We start from the raw sequence: 18359 nt of genomic DNA, 5'->3' as shown, positions 1-18359 counted from the left end.
GGCCGGAGAATGCAGGACATCACCATGACGAAGAAGAAGTACTCTGACGAGTTCAAGGCCGACGCCGTGCGACTCTACGAGAGTCGCCCGGAAGTGTCGTACTCGTCGTTGGCCGCGGATCTGGGAGTCGCTCGGGGGTCGTTGAAGACGTGGGTGCACCTGGCGCGTAAGAAGGCCGCGATGGCGCGGTCTGCGCCCGACAAGAGCGTGGGTGCCTCGGAGACACCCGAGGAGCAGTGTGTGCGGATGCAGGCCGAGATCGAGCAGATTCGGGCCCGCAACCAGGCTCTGGTCGCGGAGAACGACAAGCTCAGCGAGGAACGAGACATCCTGCGTAAGGCCACGAAATATTTCGCGGCAGAGACGAACTGGTGATCCGCTTCCGGTTCGTTGACGACCACCGGGACACCCATGAGGTGAAGTGGATGTGCACGGTGCTCGGCATCCACCGGTCGAGCTACTACACGTGGCGAGCCGGAAAGGCGGCTCGGCTTGCCCGCCAGCAGGCCGATGCGGCGCTTGTCGACCGAATACGTGCCCACCACCAGGAATGGGGCCACACCCTCGGTTACCGGCGGATGACCGCCGAACTGGCCGATGATGACGCGGTGCCGGGCACGGTCAATCACAAGCGCGTGGCCAGGTTGATGCGAGTGAACAACATCGTCGGTGTGCACCTGCGTAAACCGAAGAGCACGACGATCAAAGATCCTGGGGCGCAGGTCTTCGAAGACCTGGTCAACCGTGATTTCACTGCAGACGAGCCTGGACGAGTTTTCGTCGGTGACATTACCTATCTTCCGCACAGCGGCGCCGGTGAGTTCCTCTACTTGGCGACCGTGATCGACGTGTGTTCCAGACGGCTCGTCGGCTGGTCGATCGCAGATCACATGCGTACCGAGGTCGTGGAGAACGCGCTCGACAATGCGGCGGCCCGAGGGTCGCTGGAAGGAGCGATTTTCCACTCCGACCACGGCCGTCAATTCACCTCCTCGGACTACCAGGCGACATGTCGCCGGCACGGGGTGCGGCAATCGATGGGCCGGATCGGGTCGAGTGCCGACAACGCGATGGCCGAGTCCTTCAATGCGTCGTTGAAGCGGGAGACGCTTCAGGGCGCGAAACGCTGGCTCGACGAAGCGCAATGCCGCACCGAGGTTTTCCGCTGGATCACTCGATACAACACACGCCGACGGCACTCATCACTGCGGAACCGATCACCACTTGACTTCGAGGTCGACCATGGGTCTACCCTTGATCGGGCCGCCTGACGTACACACCCAGTGTCCACTATCCAGGGGCCACCCCTGCGTGTCAGGCTGAGTTGAGGCCAGCGGTTCACAGCAACTCCGCCTGCAGGGCGAGATACGGATCAACCCAACGATGACGATGCCCACCCCTACGGCGGTCGAGGACAATGACCGCATGGCCTCCACTCACCCCCGAGCCGACGGACCCCGCCGACGCGTGTTCAGCCCCGCCGACAAGCTCGCCCACCTGGTCGCGTACGAGCAGGCCTGCGCGACGAATGAAGGCGGCGCGTACCTACGCCGTGAAGGCCTCTACTCGTCGCTGATCAGCGAGTGGCGCAAACAACGTGACGCCGGTGTGCTCGACGGCAAACAACCCGGCACAAAAATCGGCAAACTCACCGCCGAGCAGGCCGAGATCGCCCGCCTCAAGCAAGAGCTCGCCCGCGCGAACAAGAGACTGACCACCACCGAGGCCGCCCTGGACATCATGGGAAAAGCTCACGCTCTCTTGGAATCTCTCTCCGAGAGAGCGGATGTCGACGGCAAGCCGAACAAGCGCTGACCGCCGTGTGGTGCGACTTGACCGCGGCCGGGGTGTCGACGAGAACCGCGAGTGCGTTGACCGGTGTGGTGCGTTCGACCGCAGTCCGGCGGCGCACCGCAGCGACCGCACCGACACCGCCGGTGGTGTCGGCGCCGCCGACCCCGCCGGCGAACAAGCTCACCGCCCTCGAACGCCGTCGCATCCTCGAGGTGCTCAACAGCGATCGGTTTGTCGATCGGGCACCGCTCGAGATCTATGCGCAACTGCTCGACGAGGGTATCTACCTGTGTTCGGTGTCCACGATGTATCGCGTGCTGCGTGAGAACGCGCAGGTCAGCGAGCGTCGCCGACTTGCGCGGCATCCGGCGAGGACCTGCCCGGAGCTGGTCGCCACCGCGCCGCGGCAGGTGTACTCGTGGGACATCACCAAACTCGCCGGGCCGGAGAAGGGCCGCTACTTCGATGCGTACGTGATGATCGACATCTACTCGCGGTACATCGTCGGAGTCCATGTTCACGCGCACGAATCGGGTCTGCTGGCGCGGGAGTTGATGGAGCAGATCTTCGACGTACACGGCATTCCGCAGGTCGTGCACGCCGACCGTGGCACGTCGATGACCAGCAAGTCCGTCGCCACGTTGCTGGCTGATCTCGAGGTCACCCGTTCGCATTCGCGGCCGCGGGTGTCGAACGACAATCCGTACTCCGAATCGGTGTTCAAGACCCTCAAGTACGGGCCCGGGTTTCCTGAACGTTTCGGATCCCTTAGTCAGGCAAGGGGGTTCATGATCGAGTTCACCGAATGGTACAACCACGAACATCGCCACACCGGAATCGGGTTGCACACACCCGCCGATGTCCACTTCGGTCTGGCCGCCGGCAAGGCGGCCGAACGCCGAGAGGTACTCGATACTGCTCGTGCCCGGCATCCGCATCGCTTCGGCACCACGGCAGCGCCGAAGATCCTCGACCTGCCCGACACCGTCTACATCAACCGGCCAGGCGATGATCCCGAGGCCACCGTGGAGGACGCCACGATAGCCGCCTGACACCCACTGGACTCAAACCCCTTGACACATTCCGCACGCCCGACATCTGGCCCCGACGGCCGTGGCCCGCCGATACCGTGACCGGCCGTTGGCGTTGTGGCGCCACCTGATCTCCCGGCTGCCGGTGGGCAGGACCGACTTCGACCAGCAGGCCGGCTGGATCACTACCGCGGTGATCGCCGGCGGGGCGCCTGCCGAGCACTGGCACACCGAGATCGCCGCCCTGTTGCAGGCACTGGGCTGGCGCAGCCAGGGCAGGAGTTCTCTGACTCTCGCTGCGGTCGGCAATCCCACCCTCGAGGTGTTCGACATCCTCGCCGGTTCCACCCGCGGCGGCCGGCCCACCGGCCGGCACCCCGCCGTGGCCGCGACCGCCCGCGCCGTGCTCACCCCCTGGCCCCGCAACGACGATACCCCCGGTCCGGTTGTGGGTAGGCGCACCGGACCGGCATGCAGCACGGTGACCACCGGAGGCCACGCATCACCGCAGGTGACAGCCCTCTGCGGCGTGCTCCGGGTGTCCTGCTCGAGGGCGTCGAACAGCACACCCGTCAAGGGGAGGTTCCGGTAGTAACCGCCGAAAACAAACGGATATGGCGCAGCTGCCGGTCAGCGTCGGCGTCCGGCTCCTGGGCCCAGGATCGAGGTCAGCTCGCGCATCGCCTGCGGGGATGGTCTGACGTAGCGGCGCAGGGTCTCGGGCTTTGCGGTGGCGGGACGTGGCAATCCGTTCCAGCAGGCCGGCCCCGGCTTCTCCTGCCGGGACGGGCCGACTCATCGAGGATCACGCATTCCTGACGGGCACGGTCGGGGCCTGTGGTGAGGACACATCGGACCTGGTGTGTTTCGCGGGAAGAGCCTAGCCTCGACATCGAGGGCACCATCCGGAAAAACGTGGCGGCGTACCGAAGGATCAGCCAGACCCCGATGGTTCCGGCCTCGTCGCTCCTGATCCATCAACCGAGGTGTCCGCAGCTGCCGGCGCCGATCCGGTTCCGCGCAGTGGCCGTGCGCCGTAGAGCGCCCTGAACACTCCGAATCCGGAGGTCTGATGCAGTTCCATTGTCACACAATCTATTCGGGTCCTCGTGTGCGTGTGCCCGGATCGTTGTCCGGGTGTCAGCGTGTCGTCACCCTCGATGCGGGTGCCGATTCGAGGGGCGCGGGCGGTCCCCCGGACAGGAGACTGGGGTGAGCGACTGGACCTGTCGAGTGAGCGCTTCGATCAGCCGTCCGTTGTGCTCGGCGCAACTGCTGTTGGTGTTGGCCGACGGAATGAGCACCCTCGAAGTGCAGACCCGGGCCCTCGAGATCGCCCGCGATCATTACGGCCCCGACGCCTGCATCGACGAGGTCTGCCCGGAGGACTGGGCGCAGGTTCGTCCCTGGCCGGATCTGCCGACGAGGACCCGCCGGGCTCCCTGCTGACCTGCTTGGTAGTGCCGCCCGACCTCGCCTGCATCGGCGGCGGTCGTGTCCTGCGCCGAGGTGCCTTTGCTCGGGTAACGGTTCATCGCGCCTGCCGGTGGGTTACGGTTCTGTTCTTTTCCGTTCGCGCGTGGCCGGGTAGGCTGATCGGCACCACCGGCACCCCCTGCGCGGTGGTCGAGACCCCGCCGACGCGGCTTGCGCCCGTCCGGCGGGGTTCTTCGTCGATGTGAACACGCCCCTATCGCCGGTCGCGCAATGATGAGAGGCTGGACGAGGCCGGATCGGATGCGCCCTGCAGGGGGCCGCGCAGCCGTTCCGGCCGCCCCGTTCACCCCGCTCGCACTCCGCGATTTGTGGAACACGCAGCTATGTTTACGATCCGCTGCCGGGGGTACACGGACCTACCCAGGCCGGTCTATCCGGATAGCTCAGCTCGGGAGGCATCGCCAGTTCAACCCAGCAGCTGGCGATGCCGTCTTCGACACCCCGGTGCATCGGGCTGGTCCAAGCGTGACGACGCGCGCTGCCAGGATCGCCCGGCAGAAGGTTCGCTCGTCTCTTCCCGGTGACCGGAGGCGGTGCTGTTCGGTATCGGCGCCCGATCCGCGGGCATCGCGACGGACCCGACGGTTTCACACGTGAGGAGAAACCATGGGTTTCGTGTACTACATCCTTCCCGACGGCCGGGAAGCCGGATACGGAGTCGCGGCCGAATGCGACGAGCCCCGGTGCCACCGGCCGATCGACCGGGGACGGGGGTATCTGTGCAGAGACAATCCCCTCGGGTGCAAGCAGCACGACCAGGCGGGATGCGGCAATTACTTCTGCCTGCTCCACCTGCCCGATCACCGGTGCCCGGTGCCGGGATGCGGTGTGCGCTGCGACGACGAGTTGCCGTGTTCGCTGGTGCGCGGCCACGATCGGCCGCACCGAAGCACTACCGCCCGGCCGGGCGCACGTACACCTCGCCGCTCATCCCCGCACCGCCCGTGAACAGCGAGCACCGCCGGCTTCGTTCCGGTCGGCGCGGGTCTTGCTCGGGCGCGCCGAAGGTCGCGGCCCGCTGATCACCGACCGCCTCACCGCGGTGAGAGTAGGGTCGAGGTGCCGGGGCCCGAAGTGCGAGACCATGCCGGTCTCGTCGGCACCGTCGATATGAGCAGGCCGCCCTGTGGCCCAGTCAGGAGCGTCACGATGACGCTGCACCATGCCCGAGTCCGTTCCGATCGTTCCTTCTCTCGTTATCCCGCCGGGCCACGGCGACTGCGTGGCGACTGTCGGCGCTATCGGCTCCGGCATCCGGCATCCGAACCGGACGCCGGATGCCGGTACCTGCCGCGCTCCGGACCCGACGCGGCAGGTGGACCATGACCAAGCCGACGCGACCTCTGTTCACCAACGGTGACCTGCGGCGTTTCCGGGCCGCCGCCGACGGGGGACAGCCCTTCGACGCCCCGACCCGCACGGTGCGGTTACTTCTGCGCGACCCCGACGAGCATTCCCCCGGCGTCGACGGCGCCTGGTGGCCGCGGGGCGGCAATCTCACCGCCGAACTCCACGACCTGGTCTGCGCACTGACCTCCCGTTTGGGACGGGCCGAACGGATCACCTTCGACTGGAATGCCCTGAGCATCGCGCAACGAGGGATCGATCCCCCGGACGGAATCGACCTCGCCGGACCGGCTCCGGATCAACCACACCACCGGATGCACGTCTTCGGCCGGGGCGGAAGCTGCCTGCGGTTGCTGATCATCGAGCCCATGCTCGACGCCGACCGAGCGTACGAGGACATGCAGGCCAGCGTGACACCCGGCCCCGAACAGGTGTGCGCACCATCGATATTCGCACCTCGACAGGTCCCTGGCGGCACTTCTGTGCTCGAGGCCGCCGGAGGTGTGCACCGTGCATCCGGTCGCCCGGCCCGGGCCGACGAACCAACGGCACCCGAGCAGCAACGCCCCCGAGCGCTCGCCTCCCCGGATGACGCCGACCCCCCGAAGCGAGGACTCGGCCAGTGCAACGAAGGCACCGGATCATGCCCATACCGCCCATCATCGAGGCGGTGCTGCGGACCGACTACCGTCTCCTGCGCGCCCCGCTGGCGGTACTCGAACAGCACCTGCCGCACGATCGTGGACAGAGCCTGGGGGTTCCCCCTTGAGTGTGGACATCCTGAACACTGGATCGTGAGGATCCAGAGGAAGTGATGTCACAGATGGCGATGAAGGCATACTCAGCGGAGTTCAAGGCCGATGCCGTCGCGCTGTACCTGTCCGACCCGAGCCACACCTTCGACGGCATCGGCCAAGATCTGGGTGTCGGCCGGGAGACGCTGCGCAACTGGGTGCGCGCCGAACGCAAACGCAGTGGTGTGTCCGGGACCGCCGACCGAGCCCGGAAGTCGGCGCCTGCTGGCGAGGTATCGTCCGAGTCCGTGCTGGAAGAGGAGAACAGGCAGCTCAAGGCCCAGATTCGGAAGCTCGAGACCGAACGGGAGATCCTGCGCAAGGCCGCGAAGTATTTCGCGGGCGAGACGAACTGGTCAGCCGCTCCCAGTTCGTTGACGAGCACCGCGACACCGCTCCGGTGAAGTGGCTGTGCCAGATCCTCGAGGTCTCCCGCTCCGGGTTCTACCGGTGGCTCGCCGCAGCGTCGGCCCGAGCCGAACGCGCCCGCGCCGACGAGGAGCTGACCGTGCGGATCCGCGAGATCCACGACGACTCCGACGGCACCTACGGGTCCCCGCGGGTGACCGCCGAGCTGCGCGACGCCGGGCTCGACGTCAATCGCAAGCGGGTCGAACGGGTGATGCGTGAGCAGGGGATCGTCGGGGTGTATCTGCGCAAGACTGTCCGCACCACCGTCCCCGAACCGTCCGCGACTTCGGTGCCGGATCTGATCCGGCGGGCTTCACCGCGAGCGCACCGAACACCCGGTACGTCGGCGACATCACTTACCTGCCCATAGGAGACGGGCAATTCCTTTATCTGGCAACGGTGTCGGATCTGCATTCGAAAAGGCTGGCGGGGTGGTCGATCGGTCACCATATACGTACCGGGTTGGTCACCGACGCACTGCGGGCCGCCGCTTCTGTGCGCGGTGGCGCCGGCCTCGGCGGGGCGGTGTTCCACTCCGACAACGGGGCTCAGTACGCCTCGGCGGAGTTCGCCGACGTGTGTCGCGAGTTGGGTGTCACCAGATCGCGTGGCGCGGTTGGAACACCAACATCATCCACAACCCACCCAGTCACCGATGTGTGCCATTCTCGGTCGCTAACTGAACGGTATTTGGGTTAAGGCCCCACCCGTGATCACCAACGCGGTCTCACCGTCGATATCGATCGCGAGGCCGGCGGTCGTCAGTGGACGTGGTGGCTCGGGCCCGAGTTTGTGCTGAGGTGCACGCTGGTTCGGGTGGCTACCGAGGTGTTCTGGGTGGCGTGGGCGAGGTGAGCGCAGACGCGGTCGACCGCCTCGATCAGGGCGGGGAGGTCCTCGATGGTGGCAGCGGTGACGGTCAGTTCGAGGGTGCGGGTGCCCCGGTCGATAACAGCCTTGCCCTTGGCCGAGTGCACGTCGTCGCGCCCGGCGAGGCTGCGGGCGGCAGCGGCGGCGAGGGCGCCCAGGTCCACGCTGATGTTGCCGAGACCGCCTGGTTCGCTCATCTGCAGGGGCTTCGCTTTCGCCCGAGGGGTGTGCGCCAGCAGCCAGCGGACGCCGAGGGCCAGGCAGAGCACCCCGGCTACGGCCACCGCCCAGGGCCACCATGGGGTACCGGTGGCGGTGACCAGGGCGGGCGCGGTGACGTGGGCGGGGATGCGCGGCAGGACGGTGGTGTTCCAGATCAGCGCGCCGATACCGAGCGCGATCAGGAGGAGACCGACGACCAGGGCGGCGAGCCGGTCGACGAACGTAGCCGAGCGGGTCATCTACCGGCCTCCGGTTCGGGTACGCACGGTTATTTTCGGGGTTTGGGCGAGGACAGCGAGCACGTCGCGAACGGCGGTTTCGATGGCGGTTCGGATCGAGGTGTTGCTCGCTTCGGTGACCTCGGCGGTGATAATCATTTTCCGGCGTGTGGCCACCGCGTGGGCGGACAGAACCCCGGGGACGCGTTCGGCTACGTGTGAGGCGGCACGAGCCAGGTCGACCGGGTCGATCCATACTGCGGATCGAGCAGCTACCTCGATCGCGGTTTTGCGGCGTGGTTTGAGCGCGCACATCACCATCCAGAGTCCGACGAGGAGGGCGGCGATTCCGGCTGGGATCATCCAGGAGGAAAAGCTCAGGCCGTCGATCCAGTCGATAGCGGCATCGATCCACAGTGGCCCGTTGAGCCAGCCGGCGGCGATGACGGCGTCGTGTAGCGCGACGATTCCTAGGGCGATCAGGATCACCGCCAGGACGACGCCGAGGAATCCGGCGGCAGGGGTGGCGACCGGGGTGCGGCCGGCGGCGGGCATCACCGCGCCGGAGGTTTGTGCGGAGTGCGTCCGGGGTTCCGTACCGGTGGGTGGTGCCGGGATGGGCCGAGGCGCAGGGTAAGAGTCGGTACTCATCGCGTATCCCGAAGGGAGACATCGTCGGCGAGATCGAGGATCTGCGTGATGGCCACATCCACGCCGTCGACGTGCAGACCGGCATAGACCGTCAAGTCCTCGGCGACGTTCTGCTGGACCGCGCGGGCGACCCCGGGCAACTGCCGGGACCGGGACTGTCCGGAAAACGGTGGGTGAGGGTCCGGTCCGACCCGAAAGGAAATGACCGTGACTGACACGACAGAAGTGCTGGGCGAGGCGATCGTTGATCCCGTGACCGGGGAGATCATCGATCAGAAGGAGCTCGCGGAGCGTCTGCTCGCGCAGGCGAAGGAACAGGGCGTGAGCCTGGTCGGGCCGGGAGGTCTGCTGAGCCAGCTCACGAAGAGCGTGCTCGAGACCGCTCTGGAAGCAGAACTGACCGAGCACCTCGGTCACGAACACGGCGGAACACCGATCGCGGAGAACATGCGTAACGGGACCCGGACCAAGACCGTACTGACGCCAGATCGGGCCGGTCGAGATCGAAGTTCCTCGGGACCGGGACGGCTCGTTCGAACCGGTCATCGTCCCGAAACGCAAACGCCGGCCAGGTGGGATCGATCAGATCGTGCTCTCGTTGACTGCCCGCGGGTTGACCACCGGTGAGATCGCCGCGCACTTCGACGAGGTGTACGGGGCGAAGGTCTGAAAAGGACACCATCAGCAGGATTCCCCCGAGCACTACGTGCAGGGAGGTACCCCCACCGAGAAGGTGACCGCCGAACTCGCCGAGTGGTCCTCCCGGCCATTGGATCCGATCTACCCGGTCATCTTTGTCGACGCGATCGTGGTGAAGGTCCGTGACGGACAGGTGCGCAACACCCCGTTCTACGTCGTGATGGGCGTGACCGTCAGCGGGGAACGCGACATTCGCCCCCGCAAGCGGGAGGGACCTCAGGCATCTGGGCCGGCGGCGGTGCTGAAGGCGCCCGGTTCTGGTTGCAGGTGTTCAGCGAGTTGAAGAACCGCGGCGTCGAGGACGTATTCATCGCCGTGTGTGACGGGCTGAGAGGACTTCCCGAGGCGATCAACACCACCTGGGAGCACACGGTCGTCCAACAGTGCATCGTGCACCTGATCCGCAACAGCTTCCGGTACGCGGGCCGGCAGCATCGCGATGCGATCGTCAAGTCCCTCGAGCCGGTCTACACGGCTCCGAGTGAGCAGGCCGCAAAGGGTCGATTCACCCGAGTTCGCCGCCGAGTGGGGCGAGCGGTATCCGGCGATCGTGCAGTTGTGGGAGAACGCCTGGGCGGAGTTCGTTCCATTCCTCGAGTACGACGTCGAGATCCGGCGGGTGATTTGCACGGGCGTTCGCGATCGAGTCGATCAATGCCCGCTATCGGTGGGCAGTCCGCGCCCGAGAGCACTTTCCCAACGAGGCATCGGCGCTCGAGTGCCTGTACTTGGTGACGCGGTCCCTTGACCCCACGGGCGGGGGCCGCGCACGCTGGGTTATCAGGTGGAAGCCCGCGTTGAACGCGTTCGCGATCACCTTCGCCGGACGGCTCGAAAGAACCATCCGCTAATGAGAACCGCCGGGCCCCACCACCGTTTAACCGACAGGCCCCCGGCGAACCCCAGTTGAGGCGCCGAAATCTGCATAAAGCAACCGGCCGCAGGAAAGGGCCCCGACCGCAGCCTGGGTGCCTCCGAATCCCGACCCCAAGGCGAGACGATGTCGCGGGATGCCAAGGGCACACTCTCGTATTGTGAGGCACTGAATGCGTAGGTCGTCGGTGTCGGCGACCGTGCTGTGCACCCCCGCCGAACCACGGTGGTCGCTCCGATGCGGGAAGCGCGAAGTTCGTGGGGAGACCGTCGGCAGTGGCCCCTGGGAGGACGAACAGGTGCGGTCCCGGTCGAGGTGAGCGGTCGACGCATCCTGCCCGTATGCGAGGCCCGGAGCCGGCAGGTCCAGCTCTTGTCGAGCCGTGGATCTATTTCTTGGTCCTGACATTTCCGGCCGTACATCCTGGTGCCCGCGTGGAGCAGGCATGTCGGAGGGTCACTGCTGTATCCGGGGGTACGCGCGAGAGCGAGGCGATCGACGGATGCCGGGCCGACCTCACTCGCCGAATAACCTGCTGCCTCCGTGGGTTTCACGCTACGGGGTCTGAACTGTCGGGATTCGGCAGTGTGGCGGAGAGGCCGGTGAGCAGAATGTCGAGTCCGCGTTCGAGTTCTGCGGCACCGTCATAGGACGCCAGCACGGACGCCAGACCCCGCAGGAGCGGGAAGTCGCCGATCGGTAGTCGATGCAATCCCAATCGCAGCAGGTCGTCGTGCTCCTCGGGTCGTTCGACGAGTTCCTGAAGTTCGGTGAGGACGTGACCATAGAGAAAGCCGAACAGAGCGCGGTAGACGCGCAGGGCATCGGCGGCAGTGAAGCCGGCCCGGGTGAGCAGCGTGAGGATGTCCTCGAGCGGGCGTAATGTCCCTCGGGGTCGCAGCCCGAGAGGGGTCGCCAGCGGTCGGGTGACCAGCAAGGGGACCACATGGGGATGCTCGAGCGCCAACCGGCGGAAGTCGCGGGCGACATGCCGCAGCTGAGTGGTCCATTCCCCCTCGGCGGTATCGACGCGGAGTTGGTCGAGGACGATCTCGGCGACCCCGTCGAGGAGTGCGGCCTTGTTCGGAGCGTGCCGGTAGAGGGTCATCGGGTCGCGGCCGAGGGCTTTGCCGAGTCGGCGCATGGACAATGCATCGATGCCGTTGCGGTCGATGAGCTCGAGGGCTGTGGCCAGGATCTGCTCTCGGTTGATCGTGCCACGTTCCCCGTCTGGTTCACCGACAGAGTGCCGCGGGCTCTCGGCAGGAGATTCGGTCATCGGAACACCTCTTTTCGGCCTCTGCTGTCCACCGTAGACCCTGACTGTAGGCCTCGGATGTGGATCTACAGCGTTGACACAGGGTCGAAAGGGGCGTTGACTTGGATACACAGCACAGGTCTCGGGAGGCCGTCATGATCGTCACCTTCGGACTCGTCGTCCTGTTCGCGGCCGTGATCGTCGGACTCACCGGGGTGCTGAGCACCAGCGGCGCCGGACACACATTGATCGACGGTCACCGAGCCGATCAGGGCACCGCCCTCGGCGGCAGTGCCCACTGACGATCCGTCTCGAGCAGCACCGGCTGCATCCCACGAGGCATTACCCATCGAACACCACCATTCGAAATCAGGTCGCTGTCATGATCATTCTCGGAATCGTCCTTGCCGTTGTCGGTGCCCTCACCGGTTTGTCGATCCTGCTGTACCTCGGAATCGTCCTCGTCGTCGTCGGAGTGGTGCTGGTGATTTTGGGGTCGACGGGCCACGCGGTCGCCGGCCGCCGTCACTACTACTGATCCAGCGGAGGTCGCCCCGACCGTGTCCCCACCCGCGGGGCGGGTGGGGACACTCCCGGAATAGGAAGGACACGACGCCATGGCGATCTCCGACATCAAGCGGTACACGCATCTCACCGACACCGACGTCGAAGCCCTCAGCGCCGAACTTGCCGGCATTCGCCGCGCAGTCACCGCATCGCTCGGCGCCGCCGATGCCGCATATATTCGCCGCACCATCGCCTTCCAACGACTTCTCGACGTCGCTGCACGATTGACGATCTATTCCAGCAGAAGCCTGGCGGGTCAGCTCCTCGGGGCGACCGCGCTCGGTGTGGCCAAGAGCGTGGAGAACATGGAGATCGGCCACAACATCTCCCACGGCCAATGGGACTGGATGAACGATCCGGAAATCCACTCCCGCAACTGGGAATGGGACATGGCCGGCCCGTCCTCGCAGTGGCGTTACTCGCACAACTATCGGCACCATGTGTTCAGCAACGTCGTCGGAATGGACGACGACCTCGGCTACGGCGTACTCCGAGTCACCCGCGACCAACCCTGGAGGCCCGAACATCTCTTGCAGCCGGTGCGGAACCTGTTGCTGGCGGCCACGTTCGAATGGGGGATTGCTCTTCACGATCTGCATGCCGAGCAGGATCGTGCCGGCACCACCGCCGAAAAGTCCGCTCCCCTACGGGCGTTGATCGGGAAGACGGTCCGGCAGACGAGCAAGGACTATCTGCTCTTTCCCGCCCTCAGCGGACGCCGCTGGCGTCGCACACTGACGGCGAACCTGACCGCGAACCTGCTGCGGAACCTGTGGGCGTATGTCGTGATCTTCTGCGGGCACTTCCCCGACGGCGCCGAGAAATTCACTCGCGCCGAACTCGAGAACGAAACCCCGGCGGAGTGGTATCTGCGACAAATGCTCGGTGCAGCCAACTTTCGGGCCGGTCCCGTGATGGCGTTCCTGAGTGGAAACCTGTGCTACCAGATCGAGCACCACCTGTTCCCCGATTTACCCAGCAACCGGTACGCACGCATCTCCACCCAGATACAAGCGCTGTGCGAAAAATACGACCTGCCCTACACCACCGGCTCCCTCGCGCGGCAGTACCTGCTGACGCTGCGAACCATTCACAAACTCGCACTTCCCGACCGATTCCTACGAGCCACCTCTAATGACGCCCCCGAGACGGCCTCCGAGCAGAAGGTCCGCGCCATACATGAAACCCTCGGGACAGACGGACGAACACCACGTCGCCGACATCGCACCCGAAAGGCGAAACGTCAGGTACCGCATGGTGTGTGACGTCGTCGCAGCCTTTCTCATGGTGGGTTCAGGTCATGTGACGACCGATACGCACCAGCGATCGTCACGCCCACGAACAAGACCGTAGTACTGCCGCCACTGCTCGCGACCAGCGCGTACGACCACGCGGGGTCGATCCGCGCCGACTCCGCGGCACGTGCCGGTCGCCCAAAGACGAGCGTAGGCTCAGCTGTATCCGACCGCATCACGCGCCACCCGCACGATTGCGCCCTTCACCGAATTCACCAAGCCGGCCTGTCAAGGCCACGACGGGAGCGTCCCATGACGCCATCGCCACTGCCCACACCGTCCGTACCGTCGCACACACCTGCCCCGACCCCACGATTGCATCTTCATGCGGATCCGACGGATTACATCGATGCCACCTGGTGGCCGCGAACGAGTAGCCTCGCCAACGAACTTCCCGATCTGATCACCGCACTGCAACTACGGACAGGGCCGATATCCCGGGTCGTCTACGACCCGACTACGTGGCTTCCCGCGGGCGGACGGCTGTTCATGGACGAGCGCTCTGTACGCCTTGATCCGTACCTGTTCGAGCGGTCCGACACGGTATATGTATACGGGGCCAACGGCAATGTGATGGTGCTGCAGGCCGTTCACCCGACTGCCGAACCGGGTTCCTCCGCAGCAGCGGTACCGGACTGAACTATGGCGTGGGGTGCTATCGAACCTGAGTGCCGAACACCCTGTCAGCGCCGAGAATGCCGGCGGACGGTGCTGGAGCGAGCGCGAGCCGTTCATCGTACGGCGTGTCGAGCGGACCGAGCGTGGAGGCCGCCGTCGCGCTGGTCCTTGTGGCGGCGGTGTCGTCCGGGGTCGAGCAGCGATGGCGCGATGCGACCCGACCGGTCTCGGCGGTTCAGCGCGGTGCCGGGCTGAGTATGTGTGTCGGCGGTCGGCGGGGTGGGGCGGGCGCGTGACACTCGCCGGTGTGCCGGGGCGCGATGTGCCAGTCGCCGACTGCGTGACCGTGGGAGCGGTAGGCTGGAGGTGCCGGGGCCTGAAGTGCGAGACTATGCCCGGTCTCGTCGGCGCCGTCGATATGAGCAGGCCGCTCTGCGGCCCAGTCAGGAGCGTCGCGATGACGCTGCACCACGCCCGGATCCGCTCGGATCGCTCTTTTTCTCGTCTTCCCGCCGGACGTCGGCGACTCCGCGGCAATTGCCGCGAGTACCGGGTCCAGTGGACGGCCGCCGAGACGGACATCGGATGCTGGCACCGGCCTCCATCCGGACCCGACGCGGGAGTATGACATGACCGGACTTCCGCGACGCCTGTTCACCAACGGTGACCTGGGGCGTTTCCACGCCGCCGTCGACGGTGGACAGCCCTTCGATGCCCCGACCCGCACAGTGCGGCTGCTTCTGCGCGACCCCGATGAGCACTCCGCAGGCGTCGACGGCGCCTGGTGGCCGCGGGGCGACAATGTCACCGCCGAACTCCACAACCTGGTCTCCGCACTGACTTCTCGCCTGGGACGAACCGAACGGATCGCCTTCGACTGGAATGCCCTGAGCATCTCGCAGTGAGGTATCGATCCTCCGGACGGTCTCGACTTCGTCGGCCCGGCACCGGATCAGCCACACAATCAAATGTACGTTTTCGGCCGGGACGGAACCTGCCTCCGGTTGTTGATCATCGAGTCCATGCTCGATGCCGACCGAGCGTACGAGGACATGCAGAAGACCGTGGCACCGGATGGCGAATAAATGTGAGCACCATTGATTTTCGGCCTGTCGACAGACCCGCGGTGTTGCGGTGCTACCGGACACCTCGCGGGGTGCAACGTTCATCCGGCCTCCTCGACTCTCGGCCGCGGATCGCACCCCAATATCGAAGACCCCTGGCGGGCCGGACCGCGCGACGAACCCACCGCCTCGAGCCGAGAACCTACCCAATGGCCCGAAAGGCACCGGATGATGCCCATACCCTCCATGATCGAGGCCGTCCTGCGGACCCAATACCGCGTTCTGCGCACCCCACTGGCGATGCTCGAACAGCATCTACCACATCATCTCGAGCAGGGCTCTGCTGTTTATTCGGTCTGCCGACAAGTATTGATCACGTGCGATCGCACGGCCGCTCATCTGCTGCACGACGGGGCAGTCGCCCGTGCCGCGGACCGGTGCGAACATCACCGCTCCGCCGATCGCGAGTCCCACGCCCGGAATCAATGCGACCGAGACCTGCGGAACGCGGCCGTACTCGACGAGCACCGCCGTCGATTCCTCGACCGTCAATACCGGGCCGGACACACCTCGCTACCGGCACAGGCGAAGGCCGCTGACGGCAGCGACGCACATCGATGACCCCTCGCACCCTCGGGTGCGCGCACCAGAGACCTCCGCGCCGCGCCGGAATTTCCCGGTGTACTCGATCGTTGCGGCCGCGTCTCCGCGATCGGCATGGTCACACATATCATGGCGGGCGCACCCGCCACTGAAATCGGCGTGTCTTCCGGGTGGATCGGGCGCGATCGATCCGCGTGTGGTCGCCGGGCAGGGACGAACCGTGATCCCGAGCGCTCGGCCGCCGGCACGACGAGCGCCCTGCCGTGCACGATCGCACCGCGGGTCGAGCGAGTACCCACCCCCATCCGTATACCGGCGCACGGGCGTGGGCCGTGTCTGCGCTGGCGCGCGTCGATCCGGCACCTTTTACCGGGACAGAGATGGGTATGGCGGCCGGGATGCCCCGCAACGGGTGGCGGCGGGTAGGTTCGAAGTAGCACGGTCGGACCGACAGCCGGAAAAAGAGGTCGGTGATGACGCCGTCACGAGAACCGATCGCCGATGAACTCGCCGGGGTGGATGCGATCGGTCCCTTACTCACCCACCAACACCGAGGACAATCTGGTGCATCGCTTCATCGAACACGCCGCCTCGTTGTCGGCGCATGTGCACTCCATTCTGGCTGCGACCGAACAGCTTAGCTCCCGTCTCGAACAGGCACTGCGCGCCCGAGCCATCTCTACCACCCCCGAGGATGCGGTGCTGGTGCGTGCGCAGCTCACCACCCAGGAGGCGTTGCGAGGGCTGTTCGAACTGTCCATCCGCCAGCGCCCCCGGGACGGACGGTCGCGATTGTCGCGTCCGTCGGCACCTCCACCCCGGAAGCGAGTCGTGCAGAATCCTCCCGGCGGTGAAGACCGCCACCGGTTGCTGGCCGCGGTACGGGCTGGCGGGTTGAGCATGGAACAGTTGTGGCTGCGATATTTCGCCCTCGGCGGTGACGTCGGCAGAGTCGAGGTCGAGGCCTATCTCAGTGACCTGATGCCCTTGTCCGCGCTCCAACACGACATGCTCGCCCATGCCATCAACGAACGCCTCGACGAAATCGCCCCACCACGGGTCCCGTACGCCGCCGAGTTCTCTCCACCACCCGACACCAAACCGTCCGCATTCTCCGACACCCGCCCCGACGGTGACGATCCGCCGGAGGAGGGCGCCACGCCCGTCGACGGTGATGACCTCCGCCGATAACGGTGGGGGTAGCCCCTGGGTGGTGGACACGCTGACACTGGCCCATACTGGGCCGGAGAATGCAGGACATCACCATGACGAAGAAGAAGTACTCTGACGAGTTCAAGGCCGACGCCGTGCGACTCTACGAGAGTCGCCCGGAAGTGTCGTACTCGTCGTTGGCCGCGGATCTGGGAGTCGCTCGGGGGTCGTTGAAGACGTGGGTGCACCTGGCGCGTAAGAAGGCCGCGATGGCGCGGTCTGCGCCCGACAAGAGCGTGGGTGCCTCGGAGACACCCGAGGAGCAGTGTGTGCGGATGCAGGCCGAGATCGAGCAGATTCGGGCCCGCAACCAGGCTCTGGTCGCGGAGAACGACAAGCTCAGCGAGGAACGAGACATCCTGCGTAAGGCCACGAAATATTTCGCGGCAGAGACGAACTGGTGATCCGCTTCCGGTTCGTTGACGACCACCGGGACACCCATGAGGTGAAGTGGATGTGCACGGTGCTCGGCATCCACCGGTCGAGCTACTACACGTGGCGAGCCGGAAAGGCGGCTCGGCTTGCCCGCCAGCAGGCCGATGCGGCGCTTGTCGACCGAATACGTGCCCACCACCAGGAATGGGGCCACACCCTCGGTTACCGGCGGATGACCGCCGAACTGGCCGATGATGACGCGGTGCCGGGCACGGTCAATCACAAGCGCGTGGCCAGGTTGATGCGAGTGAACAACATCGTCGGTGTGCACCTGCGTAAACCGAAGAGCACGACGATCAAAGATCCTGGGGCGCAGGTCTTCGAAGACCTGGTCAACCGTGATTTCACTGCAGACGAGCCTGGACGAGTTTTCGTCGGTGACATTACCTATCTTCCGCACAGCGGCGCCGGTGAGTTCCTCTACTTGGCGACCGTGATCGACGTGTGTTCCAGACGGCTCGTCGGCTGGTCGATCGCAGATCACATGCGTACCGAGGTCGTGGAGAACGCGCTCGACAATGCGGCGGCCCGAGGGTCGCTGGAAGGAGCGATTTTCCACTCCGACCACGGCCGTCAATTCACCTCCTCGGACTACCAGGCGACATGTCGCCGGCACGGGGTGCGGCAATCGATGGGCCGGATCGGGTCGAGTGCCGACAACGCGATGGCCGAGTCCTTCAATGCGTCGTTGAAGCGGGAGACGCTTCAGGGCGCGAAACGCTGGCTCGACGAAGCGCAATGCCGCACCGAGGTTTTCCGCTGGATCACTCGATACAACACACGCCGACGGCACTCATCACTGCGGAACCGATCACCACTTGACTTCGAGGTCGACCATGGGTCTACCCTTGATCGGGCCGCCTGACGTACACACCCAGTGTCCACTATCCAGGGGCCAC

The 18359-nt window shown here is 65.7% G+C and carries 20 protein-coding genes and 4 pseudogenes; 19 read left to right on the top strand and 5 right to left on the bottom strand.

The features are described from left to right. Positions 1-24: 24 nt before the first annotated feature. From ACNJ7K_RS04160 to ACNJ7K_RS04130, 7 genes and pseudogenes are all read left to right on the top strand, one after another. A protein-coding gene (locus tag ACNJ7K_RS04160; protein ID WP_487041251.1) for an IS3 family transposase occupies positions 25-1271 on the top strand; the annotation gives its coding sequence in 2 pieces (ribosomal slippage) (positions 25-355 and positions 355-1271; 1248 coding nt in all). A 154-nt stretch (positions 1272-1425) separates the two neighbouring features. Next, positions 1426-2846 (top strand): IS3 family transposase gene (locus tag ACNJ7K_RS04155; protein WP_152641004.1). Its coding sequence is split into 2 segments (ribosomal slippage): positions 1426-1789 and positions 1789-2846, totalling 1422 coding nucleotides; the frame shifts between segments, so codons are not numbered across the junction. Between the two features lie 61 nt (positions 2847-2907). Further along, positions 2908-3417: a hypothetical protein gene (locus ACNJ7K_RS04150; protein ID WP_487041263.1), complete on the top strand. Its 510-nt coding sequence runs from the start codon at positions 2908-2910 to the stop codon at positions 3415-3417. A gap of 620 nt (positions 3418-4037) precedes the next feature. Further along, positions 4038-4274 (top strand): hypothetical protein, encoded by a 237-nt coding sequence (locus ACNJ7K_RS04145; RefSeq protein WP_487041262.1) that lies wholly within the window; start codon positions 4038-4040, stop codon positions 4272-4274. A gap of 1325 nt (positions 4275-5599) precedes the next feature. Further along, a pseudogene (locus ACNJ7K_RS04140) lies at positions 5600-6064 on the top strand (DUF5994 family protein); the annotation flags it as partial. 248 nt (positions 6065-6312) lie between these two features. Continuing rightward, complete coding sequence (locus tag ACNJ7K_RS04135) at positions 6313-6438, top strand: hypothetical protein (protein ID WP_487041267.1); 126 nt, start codon at positions 6313-6315, stop codon at positions 6436-6438. A 54-nt stretch (positions 6439-6492) separates the two neighbouring features. Then, positions 6493-7498: pseudogene (locus tag ACNJ7K_RS04130) on the top strand (IS3 family transposase); the annotation flags it as partial. Between the two features lie 137 nt (positions 7499-7635). On the opposite strand, the gene ACNJ7K_RS04125 reads toward ACNJ7K_RS04130, so the two are convergent. The 3 genes from ACNJ7K_RS04125 to ACNJ7K_RS04115 form a co-directional block, all read right to left on the bottom strand. Continuing rightward, the gene (locus ACNJ7K_RS04125) at positions 7636-8205 is read right to left on the bottom strand and encodes an alkaline shock response membrane anchor protein AmaP (RefSeq protein WP_487041261.1); all 570 of its coding nucleotides are present in this window, start codon (positions 8203-8205) and stop codon (positions 7636-7638) included. Continuing rightward, positions 8206-8739: a DUF6286 domain-containing protein gene (locus ACNJ7K_RS04120; RefSeq protein WP_487041266.1), complete on the bottom strand. Its 534-nt coding sequence runs from the start codon at positions 8737-8739 to the stop codon at positions 8206-8208. It lies immediately after the preceding gene. Positions 8740-8831: 92 nt separating this feature from the next. Beyond that, positions 8832-8975: a hypothetical protein gene (locus tag ACNJ7K_RS04115; RefSeq protein ID WP_487041260.1), complete on the bottom strand. Its 144-nt coding sequence runs from the start codon at positions 8973-8975 to the stop codon at positions 8832-8834. 61 nt (positions 8976-9036) lie between these two features. Here ACNJ7K_RS04115 and ACNJ7K_RS04110 point away from each other — a divergent pair, with 61 nt between their 5' ends. The 5 genes and pseudogenes from ACNJ7K_RS04110 (at position 9037) to ACNJ7K_RS04090 (ending at position 10385) form a co-directional block, all read left to right on the top strand. Continuing rightward, entirely contained in the window at positions 9037-9462 is a 426-nt protein-coding gene (locus tag ACNJ7K_RS04110; protein ID WP_487041259.1) for a transposase, read from the top strand. Further along, positions 9380-9817: pseudogene (locus ACNJ7K_RS04105) on the top strand (transposase). The gene ACNJ7K_RS04110 and the pseudogene ACNJ7K_RS04105 overlap by 83 nt, the downstream one beginning before the upstream one ends. Continuing rightward, positions 9802-9999, top strand: a pseudogene (locus tag ACNJ7K_RS04100) (transposase); the annotation flags it as partial. The pseudogenes ACNJ7K_RS04105 and ACNJ7K_RS04100, both read left to right, overlap by 16 nt. Further along, entirely contained in the window at positions 9974-10282 is a 309-nt protein-coding gene (locus ACNJ7K_RS04095; protein ID WP_487041265.1) for a transposase, read from the top strand. The pseudogene ACNJ7K_RS04100 and the gene ACNJ7K_RS04095, both read left to right, overlap by 26 nt. Then, positions 10185-10385: a hypothetical protein gene (locus ACNJ7K_RS04090; protein WP_487041264.1), complete on the top strand. Its 201-nt coding sequence runs from the start codon at positions 10185-10187 to the stop codon at positions 10383-10385. The genes ACNJ7K_RS04095 and ACNJ7K_RS04090 overlap by 98 nt, the downstream gene beginning before the upstream one ends. Positions 10386-10958: 573 nt before the next feature. Here the strand turns inward: ACNJ7K_RS04090 and ACNJ7K_RS04085 are convergent. After that, on the bottom strand, positions 10959-11687 hold the full coding sequence (locus ACNJ7K_RS04085) for a TetR/AcrR family transcriptional regulator C-terminal domain-containing protein (protein WP_487041258.1): 729 nt from the start codon (positions 11685-11687) through the stop codon (positions 10959-10961). A gap of 134 nt (positions 11688-11821) precedes the next feature. Between ACNJ7K_RS04085 and ACNJ7K_RS04080 the strand changes: the two genes are divergently transcribed. The 5 genes from ACNJ7K_RS04080 to ACNJ7K_RS04060 all read left to right on the top strand — a co-directional run bounded on the left by ACNJ7K_RS04080 (position 11822) and on the right by ACNJ7K_RS04060 (position 15051). Beyond that, entirely contained in the window at positions 11822-11968 is a 147-nt protein-coding gene (locus tag ACNJ7K_RS04080) for a hypothetical protein (RefSeq protein WP_487041257.1), read from the top strand. 80 nt (positions 11969-12048) lie between these two features. Further along, entirely contained in the window at positions 12049-12204 is a 156-nt protein-coding gene (locus ACNJ7K_RS04075) for a DUF6131 family protein (RefSeq protein ID WP_248676105.1), read from the top strand. Positions 12205-12283: 79 nt separating this feature from the next. Beyond that, a complete protein-coding gene (locus ACNJ7K_RS04070) occupies positions 12284-13498 on the top strand; it encodes a fatty acid desaturase family protein (protein ID WP_487041256.1) in 1215 nt (404 codons plus the stop codon). 282 nt (positions 13499-13780) lie between these two features. Further along, the gene (locus tag ACNJ7K_RS04065) at positions 13781-14167 is read left to right on the top strand and encodes a DUF5994 family protein (RefSeq protein WP_487041255.1); all 387 of its coding nucleotides are present in this window, start codon (positions 13781-13783) and stop codon (positions 14165-14167) included. Between the two features lie 608 nt (positions 14168-14775). Continuing rightward, complete coding sequence (locus ACNJ7K_RS04060) at positions 14776-15051, top strand: DUF5994 family protein (protein WP_487041254.1); 276 nt, start codon at positions 14776-14778, stop codon at positions 15049-15051. A 474-nt stretch (positions 15052-15525) separates the two neighbouring features. Here the strand turns inward: ACNJ7K_RS04060 and ACNJ7K_RS04055 are convergent, their stop codons facing one another. After that, positions 15526-15762, bottom strand: a complete 237-nt coding sequence (locus tag ACNJ7K_RS04055; protein ID WP_487041253.1) for a hypothetical protein — start codon at positions 15760-15762, stop codon at positions 15526-15528. A gap of 552 nt (positions 15763-16314) precedes the next feature. On the opposite strand from ACNJ7K_RS04055, the gene ACNJ7K_RS04050 reads away from it, so the two are divergent. Further along, entirely contained in the window at positions 16315-17004 is a 690-nt protein-coding gene (locus ACNJ7K_RS04050) for a hypothetical protein (RefSeq protein ID WP_487041252.1), read from the top strand. Between the two features lie 74 nt (positions 17005-17078). Continuing rightward, positions 17079-18325 (top strand): IS3 family transposase gene (locus ACNJ7K_RS04045; protein ID WP_487041251.1). Its coding sequence is split into 2 segments (ribosomal slippage): positions 17079-17409 and positions 17409-18325, totalling 1248 coding nucleotides; the frame shifts between segments, so codons are not numbered across the junction. Positions 18326-18359: the final 34 nt, after the last annotated feature.

The sequence above is a fragment of the Rhodococcus shunpengi genome (assembly GCF_048381395.1).
GTDB lineage: Bacteria > Actinomycetota > Actinomycetes > Mycobacteriales > Mycobacteriaceae > Rhodococcus.
This window is presented reverse-complemented; position numbering and strand designations above follow the sequence as displayed.

Coding starts and splice junctions, on each gene's coding strand:
- ACNJ7K_RS04135 (WP_487041267.1), top strand. CDS start 6,313: ATGCCCATACCGCCCATCATCGAGGCGGTGCTGCGGACCGACTACCGT.
- ACNJ7K_RS04125 (WP_487041261.1), bottom strand. CDS start 8,205: ATGACCCGCTCGGCTACGTTCGTCGACCGGCTCGCCGCCCTGGTCGTC.
- ACNJ7K_RS04120 (WP_487041266.1), bottom strand. CDS start 8,739: ATGCCCGCCGCCGGCCGCACCCCGGTCGCCACCCCTGCCGCCGGATTC.
- ACNJ7K_RS04110 (WP_487041259.1), top strand. CDS start 9,037: ATGACCGTGACTGACACGACAGAAGTGCTGGGCGAGGCGATCGTTGAT.
- ACNJ7K_RS04095 (WP_487041265.1), top strand. CDS start 9,974: ATGCGATCGTCAAGTCCCTCGAGCCGGTCTACACGGCTCCGAGTGAGC.
- ACNJ7K_RS04085 (WP_487041258.1), bottom strand. CDS start 11,687: ATGACCGAATCTCCTGCCGAGAGCCCGCGGCACTCTGTCGGTGAACCA.
- ACNJ7K_RS04080 (WP_487041257.1), top strand. CDS start 11,822: ATGATCGTCACCTTCGGACTCGTCGTCCTGTTCGCGGCCGTGATCGTC.
- ACNJ7K_RS04075 (WP_248676105.1), top strand. CDS start 12,049: ATGATCATTCTCGGAATCGTCCTTGCCGTTGTCGGTGCCCTCACCGGT.
- ACNJ7K_RS04070 (WP_487041256.1), top strand. CDS start 12,284: ATGGCGATCTCCGACATCAAGCGGTACACGCATCTCACCGACACCGAC.
- ACNJ7K_RS04065 (WP_487041255.1), top strand. CDS start 13,781: ATGACGCCATCGCCACTGCCCACACCGTCCGTACCGTCGCACACACCT.
- ACNJ7K_RS04060 (WP_487041254.1), top strand. CDS start 14,776: ATGACCGGACTTCCGCGACGCCTGTTCACCAACGGTGACCTGGGGCGT.
- ACNJ7K_RS04050 (WP_487041252.1), top strand. CDS start 16,315: ATGAACTCGCCGGGGTGGATGCGATCGGTCCCTTACTCACCCACCAAC.